The sequence below is a fragment of the Rhodococcus sp. IEGM 1307 genome (genome assembly GCF_030056915.1).
GTDB classification, from domain to species: Bacteria; Actinomycetota; Actinomycetes; order Mycobacteriales; family Mycobacteriaceae; genus Rhodococcus_F; species Rhodococcus_F opacus_D.
Genome location: NZ_JASHKW010000004.1, coordinates 311,836 through 333,004, shown reverse-complemented (window position 1 = coordinate 333,004; position 21,169 = coordinate 311,836). Strand labels below are relative to the sequence as shown.

Below are 21,169 nucleotides of genomic sequence, written 5' to 3'. Positions count from 1 at the left end.
CGGCCGAATCACAGTGTGATTCGGCCGGATCCGTATGTGCCTGGGTCAGGTGTGCATCTCCTCGAGCTCCATCCCCTTCGTCTCCCGGACCTTCGACCGGACGAAGAAGAACGACAGCAACGCGAAGAACGCGAACAGCCCGTACAGGAACCACAGCCCCACCGAGCGGGTGAGCGGCGGGAATGCCAGCGTGACCGTGAAGTTCGCGATCCAGTTCGCCGCCGTGCTGATGCCGAGTGCGTAGGCGCGCATGTTGTTGGGGAACATCTCGCCCAGCATCACCCACATGACCGGGCCCCAGGTGGAGGCGAAGAAGATCACGAACAGGTTGGCGCCGATCAGGGCGACCGCCCCCCACGGGCTGGGGAGCACGACGTCGTCGCCGCTGCCCGTCGCCTGGGAGAAGGCGATTGCGGCCATGAGCAGGCTCACGAACATGCCGAGCGAGCCGACCATGAGCAGGATGCGCCTGCCGATCCGGTCGACGAACAGGATGGCGACGAACGTCATGCCCACGTTGATGATCGACGTGATCACCGACGTGGTGAACGACTCGTTCTCGGTGAAGCCCACCGACTTCCAGAGCGTGGTGGAGTAGTAGAAGATCGCGTTGATACCCACGAACTGCTGGAAGATGGCCATGAAGATGCCGACCCAGACGATGGGCTGCAGCCCGAACTTCGGGCCGCGAATGTCGTCGAACGACGCCGTCGATTCGTGGCGGAGGGTCAGCCGGATCTCGGAGACACGCTCGTGCGGGTCGACTTCGCCGGTGATGTTCGCGAGGATGTCGGCCGCTTCCTGATCGAGGTGCTTGCCGACCAGGTAGCGGGGTGACTCGGGAATGAGCAGGGCGAGAATGCCGTACACGACCGCGGGGACCACACCGACGATGAACATCCAGCGCCAGGCCTCGAGGTTCAGCCACAACTCGTTGGAGGCGCCGCCCGCGGCGTTCTGCAGCACCGCGTCCGACAGCAGCGCGGCGAAGATGCCGAGAGTAATGGCCAACTGCTGCAGCGACGCCAACGCGCCGCGGTAGCGGGCCGGCGCGATCTCCGAGATGTACGTGGGCGCAATGACCGACGCGATACCGATGCCGAGACCGCCGAGGACGCGCCACAGCATCAGGTCGGGGACGCTGAACGCGAGACCCGCTCCGAGCGAGGACACGACGAACAGCACCGAACCGAGCAGCATCACTTTCTTGCGGCCCCAGCGGTCCGCGAGGCGACCCGCAAACCATGCGCCCACAGCACATCCGAGCAGTGCGATCGCCACGGCGAAGCCCGTGAAGAACGATCCGAGTTCGAAGTGGCCCTGGATGGAGTCGACGGCACCGTTGATGACCGAGCTGTCGAAACCGAAGAGAAATCCACCGACCGCGGCGGCGACGGTGACGCCGATGACCTTCGCGGTGTGTCTTTCGGACATCTGCGTCATCGCATACCTGCTTTCGGCGAGCGTTCCTGATGCGGGCACAGCGGAAATTTGTGTCTCGAATCACGCTACGCCCGACACCGCCTGTCAGGCGGGAGTTCAGGCACCCGCTTTCGTGGCGGCCTCGCTCAGCTGAGGTGTCAGCTTGTCCAGAACCCACGGGGTCGCGAGAACGCTGGTCTGGCTGAGCCCCGAGATGATCTTCGTGTCCGACAGCGCGACCGCGGTTCCACGCCCGATGGCACCGAGATTCGCGTAGGCCGGGTTCGCGGCCACGGTCGTGTTCTCCGGGACGAACGCGACCACGACGTCGGCGTCGACATCGGAGATGTTCTCCACGGAGATGTCGGCGAAGAACTTGTCCGGATCATTGGCAGCGGCCAGCTTCTGCACACCGGGAGACACGGTGAACCCGAGCTGGGTCAGCACCTGGACGCGGGGATCGGAGGGCATGTAGACGTTGACCGTTGCGGCGTCGGTGTCGAAGTTGATCACCGAGATCGTCTTGCCGGCGAACTCGGGGTGCGCGGCGGCGGTCTGAGCGAGGGTGTCGTCGAGCCCGGCCACCAGCTGCTCCGCCTCGGCGCTCTTGCCGAGTGCCTGTCCGACCAGCGTGGTCTGGTCCTGCCACGTGGTCTGCCACGCCTTGTCCGGGTACGCCACCGTGGGGGCGATTCCCGACAGCTTCTCGTACGTCGCCTGGTCGAAACCTTCGTACGGGGCGAGCACGACATCGGGGGCCAGCGAGGCGACGCCCTCGATGGGGGTGGACGTGGCCGTGTCGAGCAACGTGGTCCGGGACGGATCGAATCGGTCCTGCAGCCAGGGCATCACACCGTTCGCCTCGGCGCCGTACGTGTACTTCGGCATGCCGACCGGTGTCTCGCCGAGCGCGTAGACGACGTCCTGGGCGTTCCATCCGAGCGTGACGATACGTTCGGGTGCCGCGTCGAGGGTGGTCGATCCGAACGTGTTCTCGATGGTGACCGGAAACCCTTCACCGGACGCTTCCGTGGTTCCTCCGTTGTCGCCGGACGAGCACGCGGCGAGGAAGAGGGACGAACTTGCCACGGCGAGTGCGACTGCGATCTGACGTCTGGCGGTGGGTGCGAACACGGCAACGACTCCTTCGGGACGAAAACAGAAGGTAAGCCTAACCTAGACTGGAGTGCTCCCCGGGCGGACGTCGCGACTTCGAATCACCCTGATTGAAACTTCCCGGCCCGGCCCGGCCTGGCGCATTTCCGGGTCGTTGCCGGGTTTTGGCTGGTGAGGCGGCTCGGGCCCGGCGCGGGCCCGGCCGATTCGCGGGGGCGCCCCGAGCGGCGGTTCGCGGCGACTCCGGGCCCCGCCGACTGCCGTTAGCGTTTGTCTTCGTCCAGCTCACACGCACTATCGACGAAGGAAACCATGGTGGTGAATCCGACTCCCCTCCCGACGGCGTCGCGCAGTTCCCGCGCGGACCATGCGCGCAGATTCGCCGACCTGCTCCGGCAGCAGATCCATGCGGACTCCTTCGCCGAGCGCGGATTGCCGTCGGAATCGGAGCTGGCCGCCGAGTTCGGTGTGTCGCGCAATGCGGTACGCGACGGACTGGCACTGCTCAAGCAGGAGGGGCTCATCGACCGGGCCCCGCGGGTGGGAACCCACGTGGCGCAGCGCAAGTACGACCACGGTCTCGACGCCCTCCTCGGGCTGAAGGAGACTCTGAAGGGGCACGGCGACGTCCGCAACGACGTCCGCGCCGCCCTGGAGATCAGCCCGCCACCTGCCGTCGCCCGCCGCCTGCAGCTGGAGCCGGGCGAACCCGCCGTCTACATCGAACGGGTGCGGTACCTCGGCGACCTGCCGCTCAGCCTGGACCTCACCTACCTCGTCCCCGACATCGGAGCCGAAATCCTCGGTCACGACCTCGAAACCAACGACGTGTTCGCGCTGATCGAGGAAGTCTGCGGTCAGCCCCTCGGCTCCGCCGATCTGGCGATCGAATCCGTGAACGCCGACGCCCATTCCGCCGCGAACCTCCAGACGCCCGAGGGTGCGGCGCTCCTGTTGCTCGAACGCCTCACCCGGCTCGTCGACGGACGTCCCGTCGACCTCGAATACATCCGCATGCGCGGTGACCGAATCACCATGCGCAGCAGCCTCGTCCGCCGACCCGACATCACGAACTGGGAGCTCACCTCATGACCTTGGTCAATCAACGAGCAGACGTACCCGTCACCATCGACGAGTCGCTGTGCATCGAGGGCTGCACCCTGTGCGTCGAGATCTGCCCGCTTGATTCGCTGGCCATCAACCCGGAGAACGGCAAGGCCTTCATGCACGTCGACGAATGCTGGTACTGCGGTCCCTGCGCGGCCCGCTGCCCGACCGGCGCGGTCACCGTGAACATGCCGTACCTCCTCCGCTGAGCGAAAGACCACCCAGATGAAGCGACGCTCTTCCACGCTCGCGATCGCCGCCGCGGCACTGACCCTCGTGGCCACGAGTTGCTCCCTCGAACCGTCGGCCGACAACGGTGACGCGGTCACGCTCGTGATCGGGTACCAGTCCAAGACGATCAACACCGTCACCGCCGGAACGCTGCTGCGCGCACAGGGATACCTCGAACAACGCCTGCAGGACGTGACGGAGCAGACCGGGACGAAGTACGCCGTCGAGTGGCAGGACTACGACACCGGTGCGCCGATCACCGCCCAGATGGTGGCCGAGAAGATCGACATCGGATCGATGGGCGACTACCCGATGCTGATCAACGGCTCCCGCACCCAGGCGAACCCGCGCTCGAAGACGGAGATCGTCTCGGTCACCGGCTACAACCCGAACGGCGCACTGAACATGGTGGTGGTGCCGCCGAATTCACCGGCCACCACACTCGGCGACCTGGCCGGCACGAAGGTGTCCGCGAGCGTCGGCTCCGCAGGCCACGGCACCCTCGTCCAGGCCCTCGACCGCGCCGGAATCGACCCGGGCACCGGCGTCGAGGTGCTCAATCAGCAGCCGCAGGTCGGATCCTCGGCCCTGGAATCCGGTCAGGTGGCGGCGCTGTCGCAGTTCGTCGCCTGGCCAGGGCTTCTCGTTTTCCAGGACAAGGCCAAGCTGCTGTACGACGGCGCCGAACTCCGAACCCCGACCCTGCACGGTGTGGTGGCCCGTGAGGCGTACGCGGACGAACACCCCGAGGTTCTCGACGCGTTCCTCCGGGCACAGCTCGACGCCACGCGGTTCGTCCAGACGCAACCGCTCGAGGCGTCGCGGATCGTGGCCGACGCGAGCGGCCTGCCCCAGGAGGTCGTGTACCTGTACAACGGTCCGGGCGGCACCTCGTTCGACACCACGCTCAAGCCGGGCCTGATCGGTGCGCTGAAGAACGATGTGCCGTACCTGAAGTCGATCGGCGACTTCGCCGACCTCGACGTCGACGGCTTCGTGAACGACGCTCCGCTCCGGTCCGCGTTCGAGGCCGACGGGCAGGACTACGACGCCGCGCTTGCGTCCACGGCCAACCCGACGTCGGTCACCGGCACCGATCCCGTGTGCGCCACCGCCCCGGGCGATCCGGCGCTGGCCGGGGAGGTCTGGTTCGACGGCGCCACCGAGACGCAACCGGCCGCGAACCCGACGTGCCTGCTCCGGGCGGTGAAACAGGCCCGGGCCGAGGGCCGCACCGTCCGCGCCGCGTACGTCCCCGACGCCGAACTGGGCACCCGGTGGTTCGCCGACAAATCGGTGTGGGTGCGCGACGGCGACAACTTCCTGCCCTTCACCACCGGTGCCGCGGCAGACCGGTACCTGCGCGCACACCCCACGGGCGCCGTGATCACGTACGACCGCGCGGTCGAGGAGGTGCGGCAGTGACCACACTGCACCAGCCGACGGTCCTGGTCGACACCGAAGTCGCTGCCGAAGAACACGATCCGGCATCGACGCGCCGACGAACCTCGCCGTGGCGGTCACGCCTCGTGCGGATCACGTCCGTGATCGTGGCGATCGTCGCATGGCAGGTGCTGACCGCCAACGACGTGCGGGTGTGGTTGCGGTTCGACACGCTCCCCACCGTCACCGACGTCGTGTCCGCGTTCGGTACCCAGCTGCAGAGCGACCTGTTCTACCTCGACCTCGGGCAGTCGCTGATTCGCATCCTCAGCGGATTCGGACTCGCGACGGTGGTCGGTGTGGCCACCGGAATCGCCCTCGGCAGATCGGAACTGTTCGCCGACGTCCTCGGTCCGCTGACGGAGCTCGCACGTCCGATCCCTGCCATCGCGGTGGTGCCCGTCGCGATCTTGCTGTTCCCCAGCGACGAGGCCGGCATCGTGTTCATCACGTTCGTCGCCGCGTTCTTCCCGATCATGGTGAGCACCCGGCACGCCGTCCGGGCCCTCCCGACATTGTGGGAGGACTCCGTGCGCACGCTCGGGGGCGGACGCTGGGACGTGCTGTCCCGAGTCGTGCTGCCCGGAATCCTGCCGGGCGTCTTCGGTGGACTGTCCGTCGGGATCGGGGTGGCGTGGATCTGTGTGATCTCCGCCGAGATGATCTCCGGCAGGCTCGGAGTCGGGTACCGCACCTGGCAGGCGTACACGATCGTCGACTATCCCGGCGTCTTCGTCGGCATGATCACCATCGGCATCCTCGGATTCGCGACCTCCGGCGCAGTCGAACTGCTCGGCAGGCGCGTCACCCGCTGGCTGCCACGAGGGGAGCGCGCATGACCGCCACCGCAGCAGCGTCCGTGGCCGCCGGCATGGCGCTGGTCCTCGACGACGTCACCCTGTCCTACACGGGGAACCCCGTCATCCGTTCGCTGTCGCTGACCGTGGTTCCCGGCGAGATCCTCGTGCTCACCGGACCTTCGGGGTGCGGCAAGTCCACCGTGCTGCGCGCACTGGCCGGTCTGCTGCCGCCCGATTCGGGCCGCGTCGTCGCCGACGGCGCGGCGGTGGAGTCGACGTCCCGGGACCGGGCCGTCGTCTTCCAGGACAACGCGCTACTCCCGTGGCGCACGGTGCGCTCGAACATCGAGTTGGCCCTCGCACTCCGCGGCGAACCCCGCAAGGGACGCCGTGAGACCGCCGATCGCTGGATCGCGGAGGTGGGTCTGACCGGGTTCGGCGACTTCCTGCCCAAGAACCTGTCCGGCGGCATGCGCCAGCGAGTGCAGTTGGCGCGCGGCCTCGCCGGGGCGCCGCGGGCCGTGATGATGGACGAGCCGTTCGGCGCCCTCGACACCCAGACCCGCGGCGTCATGCAGCGACTGCTCGTCGACACGTGGAGCACCCACCCGACGACCGTGGTGTTCGTGACCCACGACGTGGATGAGGCGGTGCTGCTCGGCGACCGCGTCGCGGTGCTCGGCCGGGCCGGTGAGCCGCTGCGGGCGCTCGTCGACATCCCGCACCCCCGGGACCGCGACCACCTCGACCACCCCGACACCCGTGCCGCGCGCGCCGACGTGCTCGCCGCACTGAACCACACTTCGGAGACCTGATGGACATCCCCGACCTCGCCGACACCGTCCGTCTCGATTGCGACGTGCTCGTGATCGGTGGCGGCACCGCCGGCACGATGGCGGCGCTGACCGCCGCCGAGAACGGCGCGAACGTGCTCCTGCTCGAGAAGGCACACGTGCGCCATTCCGGCGCGCTCGCAATGGGAATGGACGGCGTCAACAACGCCGTCATCCCCGGCAAGGCCGAACCCGAGGACTACGTCGCCGAGATCACCAGAGCCAACGACGGAATCGTCAACCAGCGGACCGTGTACCAGACGGCGACCCGCGGATTCGCGATGGTGCAGCGCCTCGAGAAGTACGGCGTGAAGTTCGAGAAGGACGAGTACGGCGAGTACGCGGTACGCCGGGTGCACCGCTCCGGCTCGTACGTGCTGCCGATGCCCGAGGGCAAGGACGTGAAGAAGGCCCTCTACCGGGTGCTGCGGCAGCGGAAGATGCGGGAGAAGATCCGCATCGAGAACCGCCTGATGCCCGTCCGGGTGCTGACGGAGAACGGCCGTGCCGTCGGGGCCGCGGCACTGAACACCCGCACCGGCGAGTTCGTCGCGGTCGGGGCGAAGGCGGTGATCCTCGCGACCGGTCCGTGTGGCCGGCTCGGGCTCCCTGCGTCGGGGTACCTCTACGGCACGTACGAGAACCCGACCAACGCCGGTGACGGTTACTCGATGGCCTATCACGCGGGAGCCGAACTGAGCGGCATCGAATGCTTCCAGATCAACCCGCTGATCAAGGACTACAACGGTCCGGCGTGCGCGTACGTCGCGAACCCGTTCGGCGGCTACCAGGTGAACGCCGAGGGGGAGCGGTTCGTCGACTCCGACTACTGGTCGGGGCAGATGATGAGCGAGGTCAAGAGCGAGATCGAATCCGCCCGCGGTCCCATCTATCTGAAGGTCAGCCACCTCCCGGAGGAAACCCTCGACACGCTCGAATCGATCCTGCACACCACCGAACGCCCCACCCGCGGCACGTTCCACGCGAACCGCGGCCACGACTACCGCAGCCACGACATCGAGATGCACATCTCCGAGATCGGCTTGTGCAGCGGACATTCCGCGTCCGGGGTGTGGGTGGACGAGCACGGCGCGACCACCGTCCCCGGCCTGTACGCGGCAGGCGACCTCGCGTGCGTCCCCCACAACTACATGATCGGCGCCTTCGTCTACGGCGACCTCGCCGGAGCGCACGCAACCGGCACCCTGCCCGGCGTCGAGGCGCCGACCGCGCTGCCCGCGGAGCAACTGGCCGCCGCGCACGAGCTGATCTACCGGCCGCTGCGCAACCCGGACGGGCCGCCGCAGCCGCAGGTCGAGTACAAGCTGCGCCGCTTCGTCAACGACTATGTCGCGCCGCCGAAGACGGCGACGAAGCTGTCGATCGCCGTCGAGACGTTCGACCGGATGGCGGGGGAGATCGCCGGGATGGGCGCGACCACCCCGCACGAGCTGATGCGCTGCGCGGAGGTCACGTTCATCCGGGACTGCGCGGAAATGGCGTCCCGCAGCTCCCTCACCAGGACCGAAAGTCGATGGGGGCTCTACCACGAACGGGCGGATCTCCCGGAGCAGCGGGACGACGAATGGGGATACCACCTGAATCTGCGGCGCGGCGAGAACGGCGACATGGAATTCCTCAAGCGCCCCGTGGAGCCGTACTTCGTGCCGGTGCCCGGACTCGATTCCCTTCCGCCGGTGGACCGGACGGTCGTACCCGTCGCGCAGCCGCCGCTGGTCGGGGGGCGTGCCCCGGTGGAGGAGCGCTCGCGCATCGCGTCGCCGGTCCGGCAGGAGCCGTCGTCACCGGCCATCGTCGCGGTCCTCGGACTCGACGCGCCGAGTGTCGCCGAACTCGCACCGTATCTGGCCGACGCCGACCCGCAGGTCCGCGTCACGGCCCTCTCGGTGCTGACGGAAGGAACCCCCGACGGATTCGGGGCGGCACTCGTCGACGCCCTCGGTGACGGTGCGGTGACGGTGCGCCGCGCTGCCGCCGACGGCCTGCGCGAACTCGTCGAGGTGCTGCCGTCCGCGGACGGACTGGCCGACCACCTGGGGTCGGGTGACGCCGTGGTCCGGGCCGCCGTGGTCGACGTATTACGCGCGCTGCACGCCGGTTCGGCGGAGCAGTTCCTGACGGCGCTGTCCGACGGCGATCACCACGTCCGGATCGAAGCGGTGCGGGCGCTGGTCTCGCTGGACCGGTGGGAATCGGTGGCAGCGGGGGCACACGACGAGAACCGCGAAGTGCGGATCACCGTCGCGCACGGCCTGGCCACCATCGGGATCGGTGGTGTCGACACCGTGCGCGCACTGGCCGGCGACCGCGACCCGCTGGTGCGCGCTGCCGCGCTCACGGCGTTCGCGAGTCTGGGCTGCGACGGTGACGACGTGACCGTTGCGACGGCGGCGCTACGGGAGTCGGCCTGGCAGATCCGGCAGGGAGCCGCACGGGCACTCGCCGGAGCGGACCCCGAACTCGCGGTGCCCGCGCTGGCGGACGCCCTGACGGATGCGCACCTCGACGTGCGCAAAGCCGCCGTCCTCGCGCTCGGCCGGTGGTCCGGCGACCGCGCCGCCGTCGGCGCGCTGACCACGGCCCTCGAGGACACGGACGCCGACGTGCGGGCGTACGCCCGCCAGGCGCTCGTCGCCGCCCCCTGAACAGGTGAGTGGCAATGTGTGCCGGGGCACACATTGCCACTCACCTCCGGGTCAGACGCTCGCGACGCCCGGCGCCAGGAACCGCTTGCCGTTGACGGCCTCGGACGTGCCGGTGCGGTCCAGGTACGGCGTGATGCCACCGTTCCAGAAGCCGAATCCGCCGCCCAGGATCAGGCAGAGGTCGATGTCCTCGGCCGCGGCGACGACACCCTCGTCGAGCATGATCTGGATCTCTTCGGCGAACGCGCGACGCGTGCGCTCCAGAACCTCTTCGGACGTGGACGCTTTGTCGCCCTGCTTCCACAGTTCGGCGACCTCGGGGTCGACGACCTGCTTGCCGTCGGCACCGTAACTCCACACCGCCGACTTCTTGGCCTCGACCAGCGCCTCGAGTCCGGGGGAGTTGTGGAAGCGCTCGGGGTACGCCTCGGCGAGGGTCTCGCCGGTGTGCAGCGCGACCGCAGGCCCGACGAGGGCCAGCAGGGTGAAGGGGGTCATCGGCATGCCGAGTTCGGCGATGGCGTTGTCGGCCACCTCGAACGGGGTGCCCTCGTCAACCGCGTTCATGACCTCACCGAGGGTGCGGATCAGGAGCCGGTTGAAGACGAACCCGGGCAGGTCGGCGGAGCCGACGGCCGACTTCTTGAGCGCCTTGGCGGTGGCGAATGCCGTTGCCAGGGTGGCGTCGTCGGTCTTCTCGCCCTTGATGACCTCGAGCAGCGGCAGCACGGCGACCGGGTTGAAGAAGTGGAAGCCGACCACCCGCTCTGGGTGCTTCAGGTCCGCGGCCATCTTGGTGATCGACAGCGAGGACGTGTTGGTCGCCAGGATCGTCTCCGGGGCGATGTGCTCCTCGAGTTCCGCGAAGATCTTCTTCTTCAAATCGAGGTTCTCGAACACGGCCTCGATCACGAAGTCGGTCTTCGCGAACGCGGCCTTGTCCAGCGAGCCGGACACGAGACCCTTGAGACGGTTCGCCGCGTCCGGGGACAACCGGCCCTTGCCCTGCAGCTTGTCGATCTCGCCGTGGACGTAGCCCACACCCTTGTCAATGCGTTCCTGGTCGATGTCGGTGAGGATGACCGGCACCTTGAGCTGGCGGACGAACAGCATCGCGAGCTGGCTGGCCATCAGACCGGCACCGACGATGCCGACGCCGGTGACCTTGCGGGCGAGGGACTTGTCCGGTGCGCCTGCGGGACGCTTGGCACGCTTGTTGACCAGGTCGAACGCGTACAGGCCCGCGCGGAGCTCGTCGGCGAGCAGCAGGTCGGCGAGCGCCTCGTCCTCGGCGGCGAAGCCCTTGTCGAGCGACGCGGGATCGGTGAGATCGGTGGTCCGGGCCAGCTCGAGGAGCTCGACGGCCTTGACCGGTCCGGGGGCGTTGTTCTTGGTCTTGCCCTCGACGATCGCCTTCGCGCGGGCGATCGCGTCGTCCCAGCCCTTGCCCCGGTCGATCTCGGGACGCGCCGGGGTGATCTCGCCGGCCAGGACCTGCGCGGCCCAGGCGAACGACTGCTCGAGGAAGTCGGCCGAACCGAACACCGCGTCGACCACGCCGAGTTCGAGGGCCTTCTTCGGGTTGAGCGTCTTGTTCTGGTTCAGCGCGTTCTCGAGCACGACGGTGACGGCGTTCGAGGGGCCGATGAGGTTGGGCAGCAACTGCGTTCCGCCCCAGCCCGGAACCAGTCCGAGGAACGTCTCGGGCAGACCCAGTGCGCCCGCGCTCTCGGATGCGGTGCGGTAGTGGCTGTGCAGCGCGACCTCGAGCCCGCCGCCGAGTGCGACGCCGTTGACGAACGCGAACGTCGGCACCGACGATTCGCGCAGCCGGCGGAACACCTTGTGCCCGAGCCGGCCGAGTTCGAGCGCCTGGTCACGGTTCGTGATGCTCGGAACACCCTTGAGGTCCGCGCCTGCGGCGAAGATGAAGGGCTTACCGGTGATCGCGATCGCGACGGGGTGGGCGGCGAACGCCTCGTCCAGTGCGGCGTCGAGGGCCTTCAGGCCGCCCGGGCCGAACGACGACGGCTTGGTGTGGTCGAAACCGTTGTCGAGGGTGATCAGCGCGACCGGGCCCTCGATGCCGGGTACGGCGACGATCTTGGTGTACGCGTTGGTCACGACCTCGTCGGCGAATGCCGTTGCAATGTCGGTCATCTACTTGACTCCATCGAAGTTCGGGTTCTCCCAGATCACGGTTCCGCCCATGCCCAGACCGATGCACATCGTGGTCAGGCCGTAGCGGACGTCGGGGCGCTGGGCGAATTGGCGGGACAGCTGGGTCATCAGGCGGACACCGGAGGACGCGAGGGGGTGGCCGCACGCGATGGCGCCGCCCCACTGGTTGACTCGCGGATCGTCGTCGGCGATGCCGTAGTGCTCGAGGAACGCGAGGACCTGAACGGCGAAGGCCTCGTTGATCTCGAACAGGCCGATGTCCTCGATCTTCAGGCCGGTACGGGCCAGCAGCTTCTCGGTGGCCGGCACCGGGCCGATGCCCATGACGGCGGGGTCGACGCCCTGGAACGCGAATCCGACCATGCGCATGCCGATCGGCAGTCCGAGTTCGAGCGCGGTGTCCTCACCGGCGAGGAGGGCGGCGGTCGCGCCGTCGTTCAGACCGGCCGCGTTGCCCGCGGTGATGCGGCCCGCGGGACGGAACGGCGTCTTCAGCTTGGCGAGGTCCTCGAGCGTGGTGCCCGGACGCGGCGGCTCGTCCTCGGTGGCCAGGCCCCAGCCCGCGGCGGAGCGGGTGGCGACGGGCACGAGGGTGTCGGCGATGAAGCCGGCCTTGCGGGCGGCCTCGTACTTGTTCTGGCTCGCGACGGCGTACGCGTCGGTGCGGTCCTTGGTGATGGTCGGGAACCGGTCGTGCAGGTTCTCGGCCGTGTTGCCCATGACGAGCGCGCTGGGGTCGACGAGGCGGTCGGCGAGGAACCGGGGGTTCGGGTCTGCGCCCTCGCCCATCGGGTGGCGGCCCATGTGCTCGACGCCGCCCGCGATCACCACGTCGTACTGGCCGAAGCCGATGCCCGACGCGGTGGTGGTGACGGACGTCATGGCGCCGGCGCACATGCGGTCGATCGCGAAACCGGGGACGGTCTCGGGGAGCCCGGCCAGGATCGCGGAGGTGCGGCCGATGGTGAGACCCTGATCGCCCGTCTGCGTGGTCGCGGCGATGGCGACCTCGTCGATACGCGCGGGGTCGAGCTGCGGATTACGGCGAAGCAGCTCGCGGATGGTCTTGACGACGAGGTCGTCCGCGCGGGTCTCCGCGTAGATGCCCTTGGGGCCGGCCTTGCCGAACGGAGTGCGGATGCCGTCGACGAACACGACGTTGCGTTGGGTTGTGGTGGATGGAGCCACGCGAATTCCTCCTGATGGAGCAGTTTGGTTCCGGATCACGGCCAGGCGTCCGGCCTCCAGACCAGCGTACCCCTACCGTTACTCGCGGGTAACTTAATGGGTACCTCATCGGGAATTCACGCGCTCACCGCGCGCGTCGGTGCAGTCGATCAGTCGCCGGAACCCTTCTGCTCGGCGGCGGAGAGCAGCGCGCTCGCCAGCACGGGCACCGTCAGCATCCGCTGCCAGGGGCGGGCACCGCCCGCGGCGAGCACCCGGTCGATCGCCGACTCGACGTCGCCGCCCTCGGGGGCCGACCAGTCCCAGCACAACCTGCGGACGAGTTCCGGGGTCACCAGGTTCTCCACCGGCACCGACACCTCCTCGCCGAGAGCGGCCAGCGCGGCGCGGGCCGCCGTCAGCCGCTCGGCGGCGTCGGGGTCGTGCCGCGCCCACCGGCTCGCCGGCGGCGGTCCCGTGAACGGCGGGGTCTTCGGTGGCAGTTCGGTGTCCGGCAGCGCCCGGGCATCCTCGAGCGCCTGCAGCCAGATCCGGGAGTGCCGCCGCTGACGGGGACCGCCGAAGACGGGCAGCGCCCGGAGTGCCTCGATGCTCCGCGGGTCCTTCGTCGCAGCGTCGATGATCGCCGCATCCGGCAGGACCCGGCTGGGGGAGACGTCGCGTTTGCGGGCGAGGTCCTCGCGGGCCTGCCACAGCGAGCGGGCGGCGGCGAGTTGCCGCTGCGTCTTCAGCGACGTGATGTGCGACGTCCGCCGCCAGCGGTCGGCCTTGGGCTTCGGGGGCCCCGCGAGCCGGATGTGCTCGAATTCCTGTGCAGCCCACTCGCTCTTGCCCTGCCCGTCGAGTTCCGCGGCCATCACGTTCCGCAACTCGACGAGAACCTCGACGTCGAGGGCCGCATAGTTCAACCAGGAATCGGGCAGCGGCCGCTTCGACCAGTCGGCGGCGCCGTGACCCTTCCGCAGTTCGAGGCCCAGCGTCCGCTCGACGATCGCGGCGAGACCGACCCGTTCGAACCCGGCGAGGCGCCCCGCAAGTTCGGTGTCGAACAGTGTCGCCGGAGCCAGACCGATCTCCGCGAGCCCCGGCAGATCCTGGTCCGCGGAGTGCAGGATCCACTCCAGCGGGTTGATCACCTCCGCCAGCGGGGCGAGATCGGCGGCGGTGGGGATCGGGTCGAGGAGCACCGTCCCCGCACCCTCCCGGCGCAACTGCACGAGATACGCCCGCGCCGAATAGCGGAAGCCGGACGCCCGCTCGGCGTCGACGGCCAGCGGCCCGGTGCCCTCGCTCAGCGCGGCCGCGGCCTTCGCGACACCCTCCGCCGTGGTCACGACGTCGGGCACGCCGTCCCGGGGTGCGAGCAGGGGAACGATCTGCCGGCCGGGCTCTTCGGCGGGGCCGGGTGACGAGGCGTCGTCGGTGACTTCGGACATGACAGCTGACTCTACGTCGCTTCGGGATTCCCGCAGCGCACCGGCGGGTTCACGACCGGTTCCCCGCTGCCTCGACGAGCTCGTCCAACGCCGCGGGAAACGCGTCGACGAGGTCCCAGAGGTGGGGTGCGAGTTCCGGGCAGCTCATCAGGCCGACGTCGAGCTGACCGTTCAGCGACATCACCGTGACGTTGAGCCCGGCGCCGTGGAAGATCGGGCCCAGCGGATACATCGCCTTGATCAGCGCACCCAGAAAATACAGCGGGACCGACGGCCCGGGCACGTTGGAGATCACCAGGTTGTGGACCACCGGATGCCGTTCCGCCAGGCCGAGGGTCGAGTAGAGGCGCATGGCGGTGCCGAACACGGCCTGCCCGGCGAACTGGGACCAGTCCTGCAGCAGGCTCGCGCCGAGGGTCTCGTTGTGTTCCTTCGATGTCGAGTTGTGCTCGCCGATCGCGAGCAGGCGTTCGGCCGGATCCTCGATCTGGGTGCCGAGTTGAGTGAACATGCCGGACACCTGGTTGGTGCCCGGCCGGTCCGACTTTCCGTGGACCGAGACCGGGACGATGGCGACCAGCGACTTGTCGGGCAGCTCCCGGCGGTTCTGCAGGTACTTGCGCAGTGCGCCCGAGCACAGTGCGAGCACCACGTCGTTGACCTTGACGTCGAACGCGTCCTTGACCGTCTTGACCTTCTCGAGGTCGAGCTGGGTGAACGCGAGATTGCGGTGACTGGTCAACGTGCCGTTCAGGGACGTGCGCGGCGCGGTGAACGGCGCGGGCATGGCGGCGCCGCGGCGGGCCCGGCCGATCCAGCGGGGCAGCAGTGTCAGGCTCTGCGGGACGATCCTCAGCAGTTTCGCGGGCCGGGACGCGACGGCGAGCAGCCCGCCGACGGCGATGTCGAGTGTGCTGGCCTGCCCCGCGCTCTCGGCGGAGTCGTCGGGGCCGGGGCGTGGTGCGTCCGGTTCGAGGCCGCACAGCTGGGCCATCATGTTGGCGCCGGTGATGCCATCAACCCCGGCGTGGTGCATCTTCGACATGACGGCGACGGAGCCGTCCTCGAGACCCTCGATCACCCACATCTCCCACAGCGGCCGGGCGCGGTCGAGGGGAATGCCTGCGATGTCACCGCACAGCTCGGCCAGCTCGTCGCGGCCGCCGGGCGCGGGGAGCGCGACGCGATGGCAGTGCCGGTCGATGTCGAAGTCGGTGTCCTCGACCCACACGGGGTGGTCGAGGTTGAACTTCGAGTCCTGCAGCTTGCGCCGGAACGAGGGAATCGCCTCGGTGCGCGCGCCGAGTTCCGCCTTGAGCTGGGCGAACGTGTAGCCGCCCGGAACCGTCGACGCGTCGAGGATGATGACTCCGCAGACGTGGAGGAGTTGCGTCGACGTTTCGAGGTAGAGGAAGGACGCGTCGAGACCGCTGAGTCGCTGCATGCACCCGATACTAGAACACGTTCTAGATTGTGGTCCATTGAATCGTGAAAGTGCGAGGTCGACGCCGTGGCCTGACCTACGATTGGCGGCTCCGTCTCGTTCTCGATCCGGCGTCCGCCGGCTGGGGTGGGCGACCGATCGATTAGAACATGTTCTACGGTTGGGGGTATGACCCGAGGCTTCGTTCTCCGGCAGGCCGTCGGCGCCGCACTCGCCGCCAACGCCCTGCGTCCCCTGCCCGGTGCGCCCACGTCGGTGGTCGCGTTCTTCTCGGGGTGGCTCACCACCGAACTCGCGCCGCACCTGCTCGCCGTGACCGCGGCCGACGCCGCCCAGCACGCCGCGCGTCACGGAACACGAACCCGAAGCGACCGTGTCGGCCTCGCGCTGGCCGCCGCATCCGCCGCCGGGCTCGCCGCCGTGATCGCCACCGGCCGGGGCGCCGGAGCGGAAGCCGAATCCGCTCTCGTCGACACGCTCGGCGAGAACTACACCGACCGCGACGCAGCCATCGAACACCCCGGGCGACCGGTGTGGCGCCAACTCCTCAACCCGTTCTGGATGCGCAACAAGGCGGTCACCCGGGTCCGCAACCTCGCGTACGGGCCGGGCGGGCGGCGGGCCCGCCTCGACATCTATCACCGGCAGGATCTGCCGTCGAAGAGCCCGGTCCTCCTGCAGATCCACGGCGGGGGATGGGTGATCGGGAACAAGGATCAACAGGGTCTGCCGCTCATGCTCGAGATGGCCTCGCGGGGGTGGGTGTGCGCGGCCGTCAACTACCCGCTGTCGCCGAAGGCGAAATGGCCCGAACACCTGATCGCGATCAAGCAGGCGCTGGCCTGGCTCCGGGAGCACGTCGAGGAATACGGCGGCAACCCCGACTTCATCGCCGTCACAGGTGGTTCCGCGGGTGGCCACCTCGCCGCCATGGTGGCACTCACCGCGAACGACAGTCACCTGCAGCCGGGCTTCGAGGACGTCGACACATCGGTTCAGGCGTGTGTGCCGTACTACGGGGTCTACGACATCGCCGGCGATACCGGAATCAAGGCCGTCCTCCAGCGCGTGCACTCCGGACTGATGCCGATGGTGCTCGGCAAGCACGCCACGTTCCCCGACGACTACCGGGCCGCGTCCCCGCTCGCGCACCTCCGGGCGGACGCACCGCCGTTCTTCGTGATCCACGGCACGAGCGATTCGCTGATCCCCGTCGCCGAGGCGCGGATCTTCGTCGACGAACTCCGGCAGGTGTCCGACAACCCCGTCGTCTACGCCGAACTGAAGGGCGCGCAGCACGCGTTCGACGTGTTCCCCTCGATCCGCAGCATCTCCGTCACGCAGGCGGTCGGGCGATTCCTGGAATGGTCGCGCAGCGCCACCACCGACGTGCCCGCGGCGGGCACGGAATCGGCCTGACTATTTGCCGCCCAGCGTCCGCAGCTGCGACACCCCGGCGGGCGGCAGACCGGCCGCATACGCCAGAACCTCGCAGAACGCCTCGACGTGCGTCGCCAGTTCGACCGATGTCGCCGTCCACGACGCGCGCAGTTCCAGCTGATGCGCATGCGGGGGACCGGCGATGTCGCCGTAGCGCACCGACGTCGTCGCCGTCACCGTCCCGCCGAGCGCGTTGAGAGGTTCGTGGCGCGACTCGAGTGCGTCGACGAGCCAACTCCACGCCACTTCGGGAAGCAGCGGGTCGGACGCCACGGCGGCGTCGAGATCGGCCTGAATGTAGGCGACCAGCCGCATCGTGCCGTTCCAGGCCTCGTCACCCTCGGGGTCGAACAGGAGGATCAGCCTGCCGAACGCGTCACCCTCGCTCTGTTCGGCGACGACCCCGGTGTCCTCGTGCACGACCTCTGCGCCGACGGCGTAGCTGTACGGCGCGAGCCGTTGCGGGGGCCGGATGGGGCCCAGCTCGATGTCCGCGCGAACCTGCGCGGAATTCATCGCTTCGACCGCGGCGCGGAACTCGGCCGGTTCGGCGGGCGATCCCGAAGTCGTCACAGCTCGGGACGTTAGACCCGGACCCACACATCTCGTCGGAGGCGCGCCGAGCAGGGCCGATCGGCGGCGGAGTCCCGGCATGGCAGCATGAGAGCTGCCGAAATTCGAGCAGGCAGAGAGCGCGAGGACCGATGAGCGGGTTGGAAAGCACCAATGCAGGCATGAGCGAACGGGCGACGTACGCCGCGAGGCGGGTGCTCCCCGACGCGCCCCTCCTGGCGGCCGCGGAAGGCCGTACCCCCGGTCGTCGCCCGGTGTGGTTCATGCGGCAGGCGGGCCGCTCGCTTCCCGAGTACCGCGAGATCCGATCGGGGATCGGGATGCTCGAGTCGTGCTTCGATCCGGCACTCGTCTGCGAGATCACCATGCAGCCGGTGCGCAGGCACGGCGTCGACGCCGCGATCCTGTTCTCCGACATCGTGGTGCCGCTCAAGGCCGCCGGGATCGATCTCGACATCGTCGCCGGCACCGGTCCCGTCGTCGCGAACCCGGTCCGGTCGATCGCCGACGTCGCCGCCCTGCCGCGCCTCGTGCCGGAAGAGGTCGGCGCCGTCGCGCAGGCCGTGCAGCTGCTCACCGCGGAACTCGGCTCGACGCCGCTGATCGGCTTCGCCGGAGCCCCGTTCACCCTCGCCTCGTACCTGGTCGAGGGCGGTCCGAGCCGCAATCACGAGCGCACGAAGGCGCTGATGCACTCCGACCCCCGGACGTGGCACGCGCTGCTCGGCACCCTCGCCGACACCACCATCACCTTCCTGCAGACCCAGCTGCGCGCCGGCGTCGACGCGATCCAGCTGTTCGACTCGTGGGCCGGCGCGCTGTCCCTCGCCGAGTACCGGGAATTCGTGCTGCCCCACTCCGAGCGGGTGTTCGCGGAGGTGGAGAGCGCGAAGGTGCCGCGCATCCATTTCGGTGTCGGAACCGGTGAACTGCTCGGCGCGATGGGCGAAGCGGGCGCCGACGTGGTGGGTGTCGACTGGCGCATCCCCCTGGACGTGGCGGCGCGCCGGGTCGGCCCGGGCAAGGCGCTCCAGGGCAACCTCGACCCCGCGGTGCTGTTCGCGGGACCGGCGGCCGTCGAGAAGCAGGTCCGCCGCATCACCGCGGAAGCGGACGCCGCCCTCGCCGCCGGCGCCACGGGACACATCTTCAACCTCGGGCACGGCGTGCTGCCCGACACCGACCCGGGCGCGCTGACCGCGCTGGTCGAGCTGGTGCACTCCCTGTGACCGGGTCGTCGCCGAACGTTCTCGTCGTCGGCGGCGGCATCTCCGGGCTCGTCGCCGCGTACCGGCTGCGGCAACGGCTCGGCGCCGATGCCCGGATCGTCCTCGCCGACGGCGCGGAGCGGCTCGGCGGCAAGCTGCGCACGGTGGACCTGGCGGGGGAACCCGTCGACGTCGGGGCGGAAGCCTTCATCGCGCGGCGACCGGAACTCCCGGCCCTGCTCGGCGAACTCGGCCTCTCCGACCAGCTGGTGTATCCGGCGGGACTGCGGCCGCTCATCTGGTCCGAGGACGCGCTGCACCCGCTGCCGACCGACACCCTCATGGGGATCCCGGCGGACGGAAACAGCCTGCGCGGTCTTGTCGACGACCGGACGCTCGCGCGCATGGCGGGGGAGCGGACGGTGCCCTTCGACTGGACACCGGGCGCGGACATCGCCGTCGGTGCACTGGTCGGCGACCGGTTCGGCGCGCAGGTGGTCCAGCGGTCGGTGGATCCGCTTCTCGGAGGGGTCTATTCGGGTCTCGCGGACACCATCGGCGTGCGCGCCGCCCTGCCCACTCTCGCGGCGGCGCTCGACCGCGGCGCCACGAGCCTGTCCGCGGCCGTGGCGGACGCCCTCCCTGCCCCGAGCCCCGGGCCCGTGTTCGGGGCGCTGCGCGACGGCTACGGCGTCCTGCTGCGCGCCCTGACGGAGGCCGCGTCGGCGGAGATCGTGCACGAGCGGATCCGGACACTCGGCCGGGACGGCGACGGCTGGTCGGCAGAACCTGTGGGCCGCGTCGACGGGGTCGTCCTCGCCGTGCCCGCCCCGCAACTCGCCGACCTGCTCGCCGGCATCGCCCCCCGCGCGTCGGCGGCCGCCGCGGACATTCCACTGGCCTCCTCGGCGGTCGTCGCGCTGGCGCTGCCGATCCGGGTCGACCTCCCGCAGAACTCCGGGATCCTCGTCGCCACCGACGCCGCGCTCGGCGCGAAAGCGTTCACCCTGTCGAGCCGCAAGTGGCCGCACCTCGCCGAGCGGGAGGTGACTCTCGTCCGGGCCTCGTTCGGACGGTTCGGCGACGCCGCCGTCGTCGACGCACCCGACGACGAGTTGATCGCCGCCGCCCGGCAGGATCTCGCGACCGTCACGGCGGTGACCGCGGAGCCCGTCGCGGTACACGTCCAGCGCTGGCACGGCGGCCTGCCGCAGTACGGTCCCGGCCATCTCGACCGGGTGGCGGTGATCGAGCAGGAAGTCGCAGGTCTGGACGGTCTCGAGGTGTCCGGGGCACTCCTCCACGGGGTCGGTGTTCCCGCGTGTGTGGCCGCTGCGACGACGGCGGCTGCACGGCTCGCCGGGCGAGTGGCACGATAGACCCATGGCACGCCTCGACTTCGACGCATTGAACTCTGAAATCCGCTACCTCATGTTCTCGGTGTTCCAGGTGGAACCCGGTGTACTCGGGGACGACCGGGAAGCTGTGATCAAGGAGGCGCGGATCTTCTTCGAAGGTCAGGCCGACAAGGGTGTCGTGGTGCGCGGGCTCTACGACGTGGCCGGTCTGCGAGCCGACGCCGACTTCATGATCTGGACGCACTCGGCGAGCATCGAAGCCCTCCAGGCCACCTACGCCGACTTCCGCCGCACCACCGCACTGGGCCGCGCGAGCAAGCCTGTGTGGAGCAACGTCGCGTGCCACCGTCCCGCCGAATTCAACAAGAGCCACATTCCGGCGTTCCTGGCCGGTGAGGACCCGGGCAACTACATCTGCGTGTACCCGTTCGTCCGCTCCTACGAGTGGTACCTGCTGCCCGACGAGGAGCGGCGCAAGATGCTCGCCGACCACGGTATGGCGGCCCGCACGTACAAGGACGTCCGCGCCAACACCGTGCCCTCGTTCGCGCTCGGCGACTACGAGTGGATTCTCGCGTTCGAGGCGCCCGAGCTGTACCGCATCGTCGACCTGATGCGCGATCTGCGCGCCACCGAGGCCCGTCTGCACGTCCGCGAGGAGGTGCCCTTCTTCACCGGCCCGCGGGTGGATGTGGAGAAGCTCATCACCGCTCTGCCGTGATC

Annotated in this window: 17 protein-coding genes; 10 read left to right on the top strand and 7 right to left on the bottom strand. The window is 69.2% G+C overall.

Annotated elements, in window-relative coordinates; genetic code table 11:
- Positions 1 to 45 precede the first annotated feature (45 nt).
- Together QM841_RS10235 and QM841_RS10230 are read right to left on the bottom strand one after the other, a co-directional pair.
- Complete coding sequence (locus tag QM841_RS10235; protein WP_280783323.1) at positions 46 to 1,443, bottom strand: sugar porter family MFS transporter; 1,398 nt, start codon at positions 1,441 to 1,443, stop codon at positions 46 to 48.
- Between the two features lie 96 nt (positions 1,444 to 1,539).
- Positions 1,540 to 2,556 carry an iron-siderophore ABC transporter substrate-binding protein gene (locus tag QM841_RS10230; RefSeq protein WP_283331898.1) on the bottom strand — a complete coding sequence of 339 codons (1,017 nt, stop codon included), beginning with the start codon at positions 2,554 to 2,556 and terminating at the stop codon, positions 1,540 to 1,542.
- Between the two features lie 294 nt (positions 2,557 to 2,850).
- Here QM841_RS10230 and QM841_RS10225 point away from each other — a divergent pair, with 294 nt between their 5' ends.
- The 6 genes from QM841_RS10225 to QM841_RS10200 are packed head-to-tail and all read left to right on the top strand — an operon-like array spanning position 2,851 to position 9,618.
- Positions 2,851 to 3,630: a GntR family transcriptional regulator gene (locus QM841_RS10225; protein ID WP_283331897.1), complete on the top strand. Its 780-nt coding sequence runs from the start codon at positions 2,851 to 2,853 to the stop codon at positions 3,628 to 3,630.
- The gene (locus QM841_RS10220; RefSeq protein WP_005240903.1) at positions 3,627 to 3,854 is read left to right on the top strand and encodes a 4Fe-4S dicluster domain-containing protein; all 228 of its coding nucleotides are present in this window, start codon (positions 3,627 to 3,629) and stop codon (positions 3,852 to 3,854) included. Before QM841_RS10225 ends, QM841_RS10220 begins: the two co-directional genes overlap by 4 nt.
- 16 nt (positions 3,855 to 3,870) lie before the next feature.
- Positions 3,871 to 5,301, top strand: coding sequence for an ABC transporter substrate-binding protein (locus QM841_RS10215; RefSeq protein WP_283331896.1), 1,431 nt, complete (start codon positions 3,871 to 3,873; stop codon positions 5,299 to 5,301).
- Entirely contained in the window at positions 5,298 to 6,158 is an 861-nt protein-coding gene (locus QM841_RS10210; protein ID WP_280783328.1) for an ABC transporter permease, read from the top strand. The genes QM841_RS10215 and QM841_RS10210 overlap by 4 nt, the downstream gene beginning before the upstream one ends.
- A complete protein-coding gene (locus QM841_RS10205; protein ID WP_283331895.1) occupies positions 6,155 to 6,934 on the top strand; it encodes an ABC transporter ATP-binding protein in 780 nt (259 codons plus the stop codon). The genes QM841_RS10210 and QM841_RS10205 overlap by 4 nt, the downstream gene beginning before the upstream one ends.
- Positions 6,934 to 9,618, top strand: coding sequence for a fumarate reductase/succinate dehydrogenase flavoprotein subunit (locus QM841_RS10200; protein WP_283331894.1), 2,685 nt, complete (start codon positions 6,934 to 6,936; stop codon positions 9,616 to 9,618). The genes QM841_RS10205 and QM841_RS10200 overlap by 1 nt, the downstream gene beginning before the upstream one ends.
- A 51-nt stretch (positions 9,619 to 9,669) precedes the next feature.
- Here the strand turns inward: QM841_RS10200 and QM841_RS10195 are convergent, their stop codons facing one another.
- The 4 genes from QM841_RS10195 to QM841_RS10180 form a co-directional block, all read right to left on the bottom strand.
- Positions 9,670 to 11,778, bottom strand: coding sequence for a 3-hydroxyacyl-CoA dehydrogenase NAD-binding domain-containing protein (locus tag QM841_RS10195; protein ID WP_011598614.1), 2,109 nt, complete (start codon positions 11,776 to 11,778; stop codon positions 9,670 to 9,672).
- Positions 11,779 to 12,987 carry a thiolase family protein gene (locus tag QM841_RS10190; protein ID WP_283331893.1) on the bottom strand — a complete coding sequence of 403 codons (1,209 nt, stop codon included), beginning with the start codon at positions 12,985 to 12,987 and terminating at the stop codon, positions 11,779 to 11,781.
- Between the two features lie 149 nt (positions 12,988 to 13,136).
- Positions 13,137 to 14,423, bottom strand: coding sequence for a ribonuclease D (locus QM841_RS10185; RefSeq protein WP_283331892.1), 1,287 nt, complete (start codon positions 14,421 to 14,423; stop codon positions 13,137 to 13,139).
- Positions 14,424 to 14,472: 49 nt separating this feature from the next.
- Positions 14,473 to 15,867 (bottom strand): WS/DGAT/MGAT family O-acyltransferase, encoded by a 1,395-nt coding sequence (locus tag QM841_RS10180; RefSeq protein WP_283331891.1) that lies wholly within the window; start codon positions 15,865 to 15,867, stop codon positions 14,473 to 14,475.
- A 168-nt stretch (positions 15,868 to 16,035) separates the two neighbouring features.
- Here QM841_RS10180 and QM841_RS10175 point away from each other — a divergent pair, with 168 nt between their 5' ends.
- Positions 16,036 to 17,286: an alpha/beta hydrolase gene (locus QM841_RS10175; RefSeq protein ID WP_283331890.1), complete on the top strand. Its 1,251-nt coding sequence runs from the start codon at positions 16,036 to 16,038 to the stop codon at positions 17,284 to 17,286.
- Here QM841_RS10175 and QM841_RS10170 read toward each other — a convergent pair whose 3' ends face one another.
- A complete protein-coding gene (locus QM841_RS10170) occupies positions 17,287 to 17,880 on the bottom strand; it encodes a DUF3000 domain-containing protein (protein WP_037240540.1) in 594 nt (197 codons plus the stop codon).
- 161 nt (positions 17,881 to 18,041) lie between these two features.
- Between QM841_RS10170 and hemE the strand changes: the two genes are divergently transcribed.
- Genes hemE through hemQ form a run of 3 tightly spaced genes read left to right on the top strand, consistent with a single transcriptional unit; the run spans position 18,042 to position 21,167 of the window.
- The gene (gene hemE, locus QM841_RS10165) at positions 18,042 to 19,109 is read left to right on the top strand and encodes a uroporphyrinogen decarboxylase (RefSeq protein ID WP_005263993.1); all 1,068 of its coding nucleotides are present in this window, start codon (positions 18,042 to 18,044) and stop codon (positions 19,107 to 19,109) included.
- Complete coding sequence (locus tag QM841_RS10160; RefSeq protein WP_283331889.1) at positions 19,106 to 20,467, top strand: protoporphyrinogen oxidase; 1,362 nt, start codon at positions 19,106 to 19,108, stop codon at positions 20,465 to 20,467. Before hemE ends, QM841_RS10160 begins: the two co-directional genes overlap by 4 nt.
- Positions 20,468 to 20,471: 4 nt before the next feature.
- Positions 20,472 to 21,167 (top strand): hydrogen peroxide-dependent heme synthase, encoded by a 696-nt coding sequence (hemQ, locus tag QM841_RS10155; protein ID WP_105414618.1) that lies wholly within the window; start codon positions 20,472 to 20,474, stop codon positions 21,165 to 21,167.
- The last annotated feature ends 2 nt before the right edge of the window (positions 21,168 to 21,169 follow it).

Excerpts from the sequence above, each read along its gene's own strand:
- QM841_RS10235 (WP_280783323.1), bottom strand. The coding sequence starts at position 1,443 with ATGACGCAGATGTCCGAAAGACACACCGCGAAGGTCATCGGCGTCACC.
- QM841_RS10225 (WP_283331897.1), top strand. The coding sequence starts at position 2,851 with ATGGTGGTGAATCCGACTCCCCTCCCGACGGCGTCGCGCAGTTCCCGC.
- QM841_RS10220 (WP_005240903.1), top strand. The coding sequence starts at position 3,627 with ATGACCTTGGTCAATCAACGAGCAGACGTACCCGTCACCATCGACGAG.
- QM841_RS10215 (WP_283331896.1), top strand. The coding sequence starts at position 3,871 with ATGAAGCGACGCTCTTCCACGCTCGCGATCGCCGCCGCGGCACTGACC.
- QM841_RS10205 (WP_283331895.1), top strand. The coding sequence starts at position 6,155 with ATGACCGCCACCGCAGCAGCGTCCGTGGCCGCCGGCATGGCGCTGGTC.
- QM841_RS10200 (WP_283331894.1), top strand. The coding sequence starts at position 6,934 with ATGGACATCCCCGACCTCGCCGACACCGTCCGTCTCGATTGCGACGTG.
- QM841_RS10195 (WP_011598614.1), bottom strand. The coding sequence starts at position 11,778 with ATGACCGACATTGCAACGGCATTCGCCGACGAGGTCGTGACCAACGCG.
- QM841_RS10185 (WP_283331892.1), bottom strand. The coding sequence starts at position 14,423 with ATGTCCGAAGTCACCGACGACGCCTCGTCACCCGGCCCCGCCGAAGAG.
- QM841_RS10180 (WP_283331891.1), bottom strand. The coding sequence starts at position 15,867 with ATGCAGCGACTCAGCGGTCTCGACGCGTCCTTCCTCTACCTCGAAACG.
- QM841_RS10175 (WP_283331890.1), top strand. The coding sequence starts at position 16,036 with ATGACCCGAGGCTTCGTTCTCCGGCAGGCCGTCGGCGCCGCACTCGCC.
- hemE (WP_005263993.1), top strand. The coding sequence starts at position 18,042 with ATGAGCGAACGGGCGACGTACGCCGCGAGGCGGGTGCTCCCCGACGCG.
- hemQ (WP_105414618.1), top strand. The coding sequence starts at position 20,472 with ATGGCACGCCTCGACTTCGACGCATTGAACTCTGAAATCCGCTACCTC.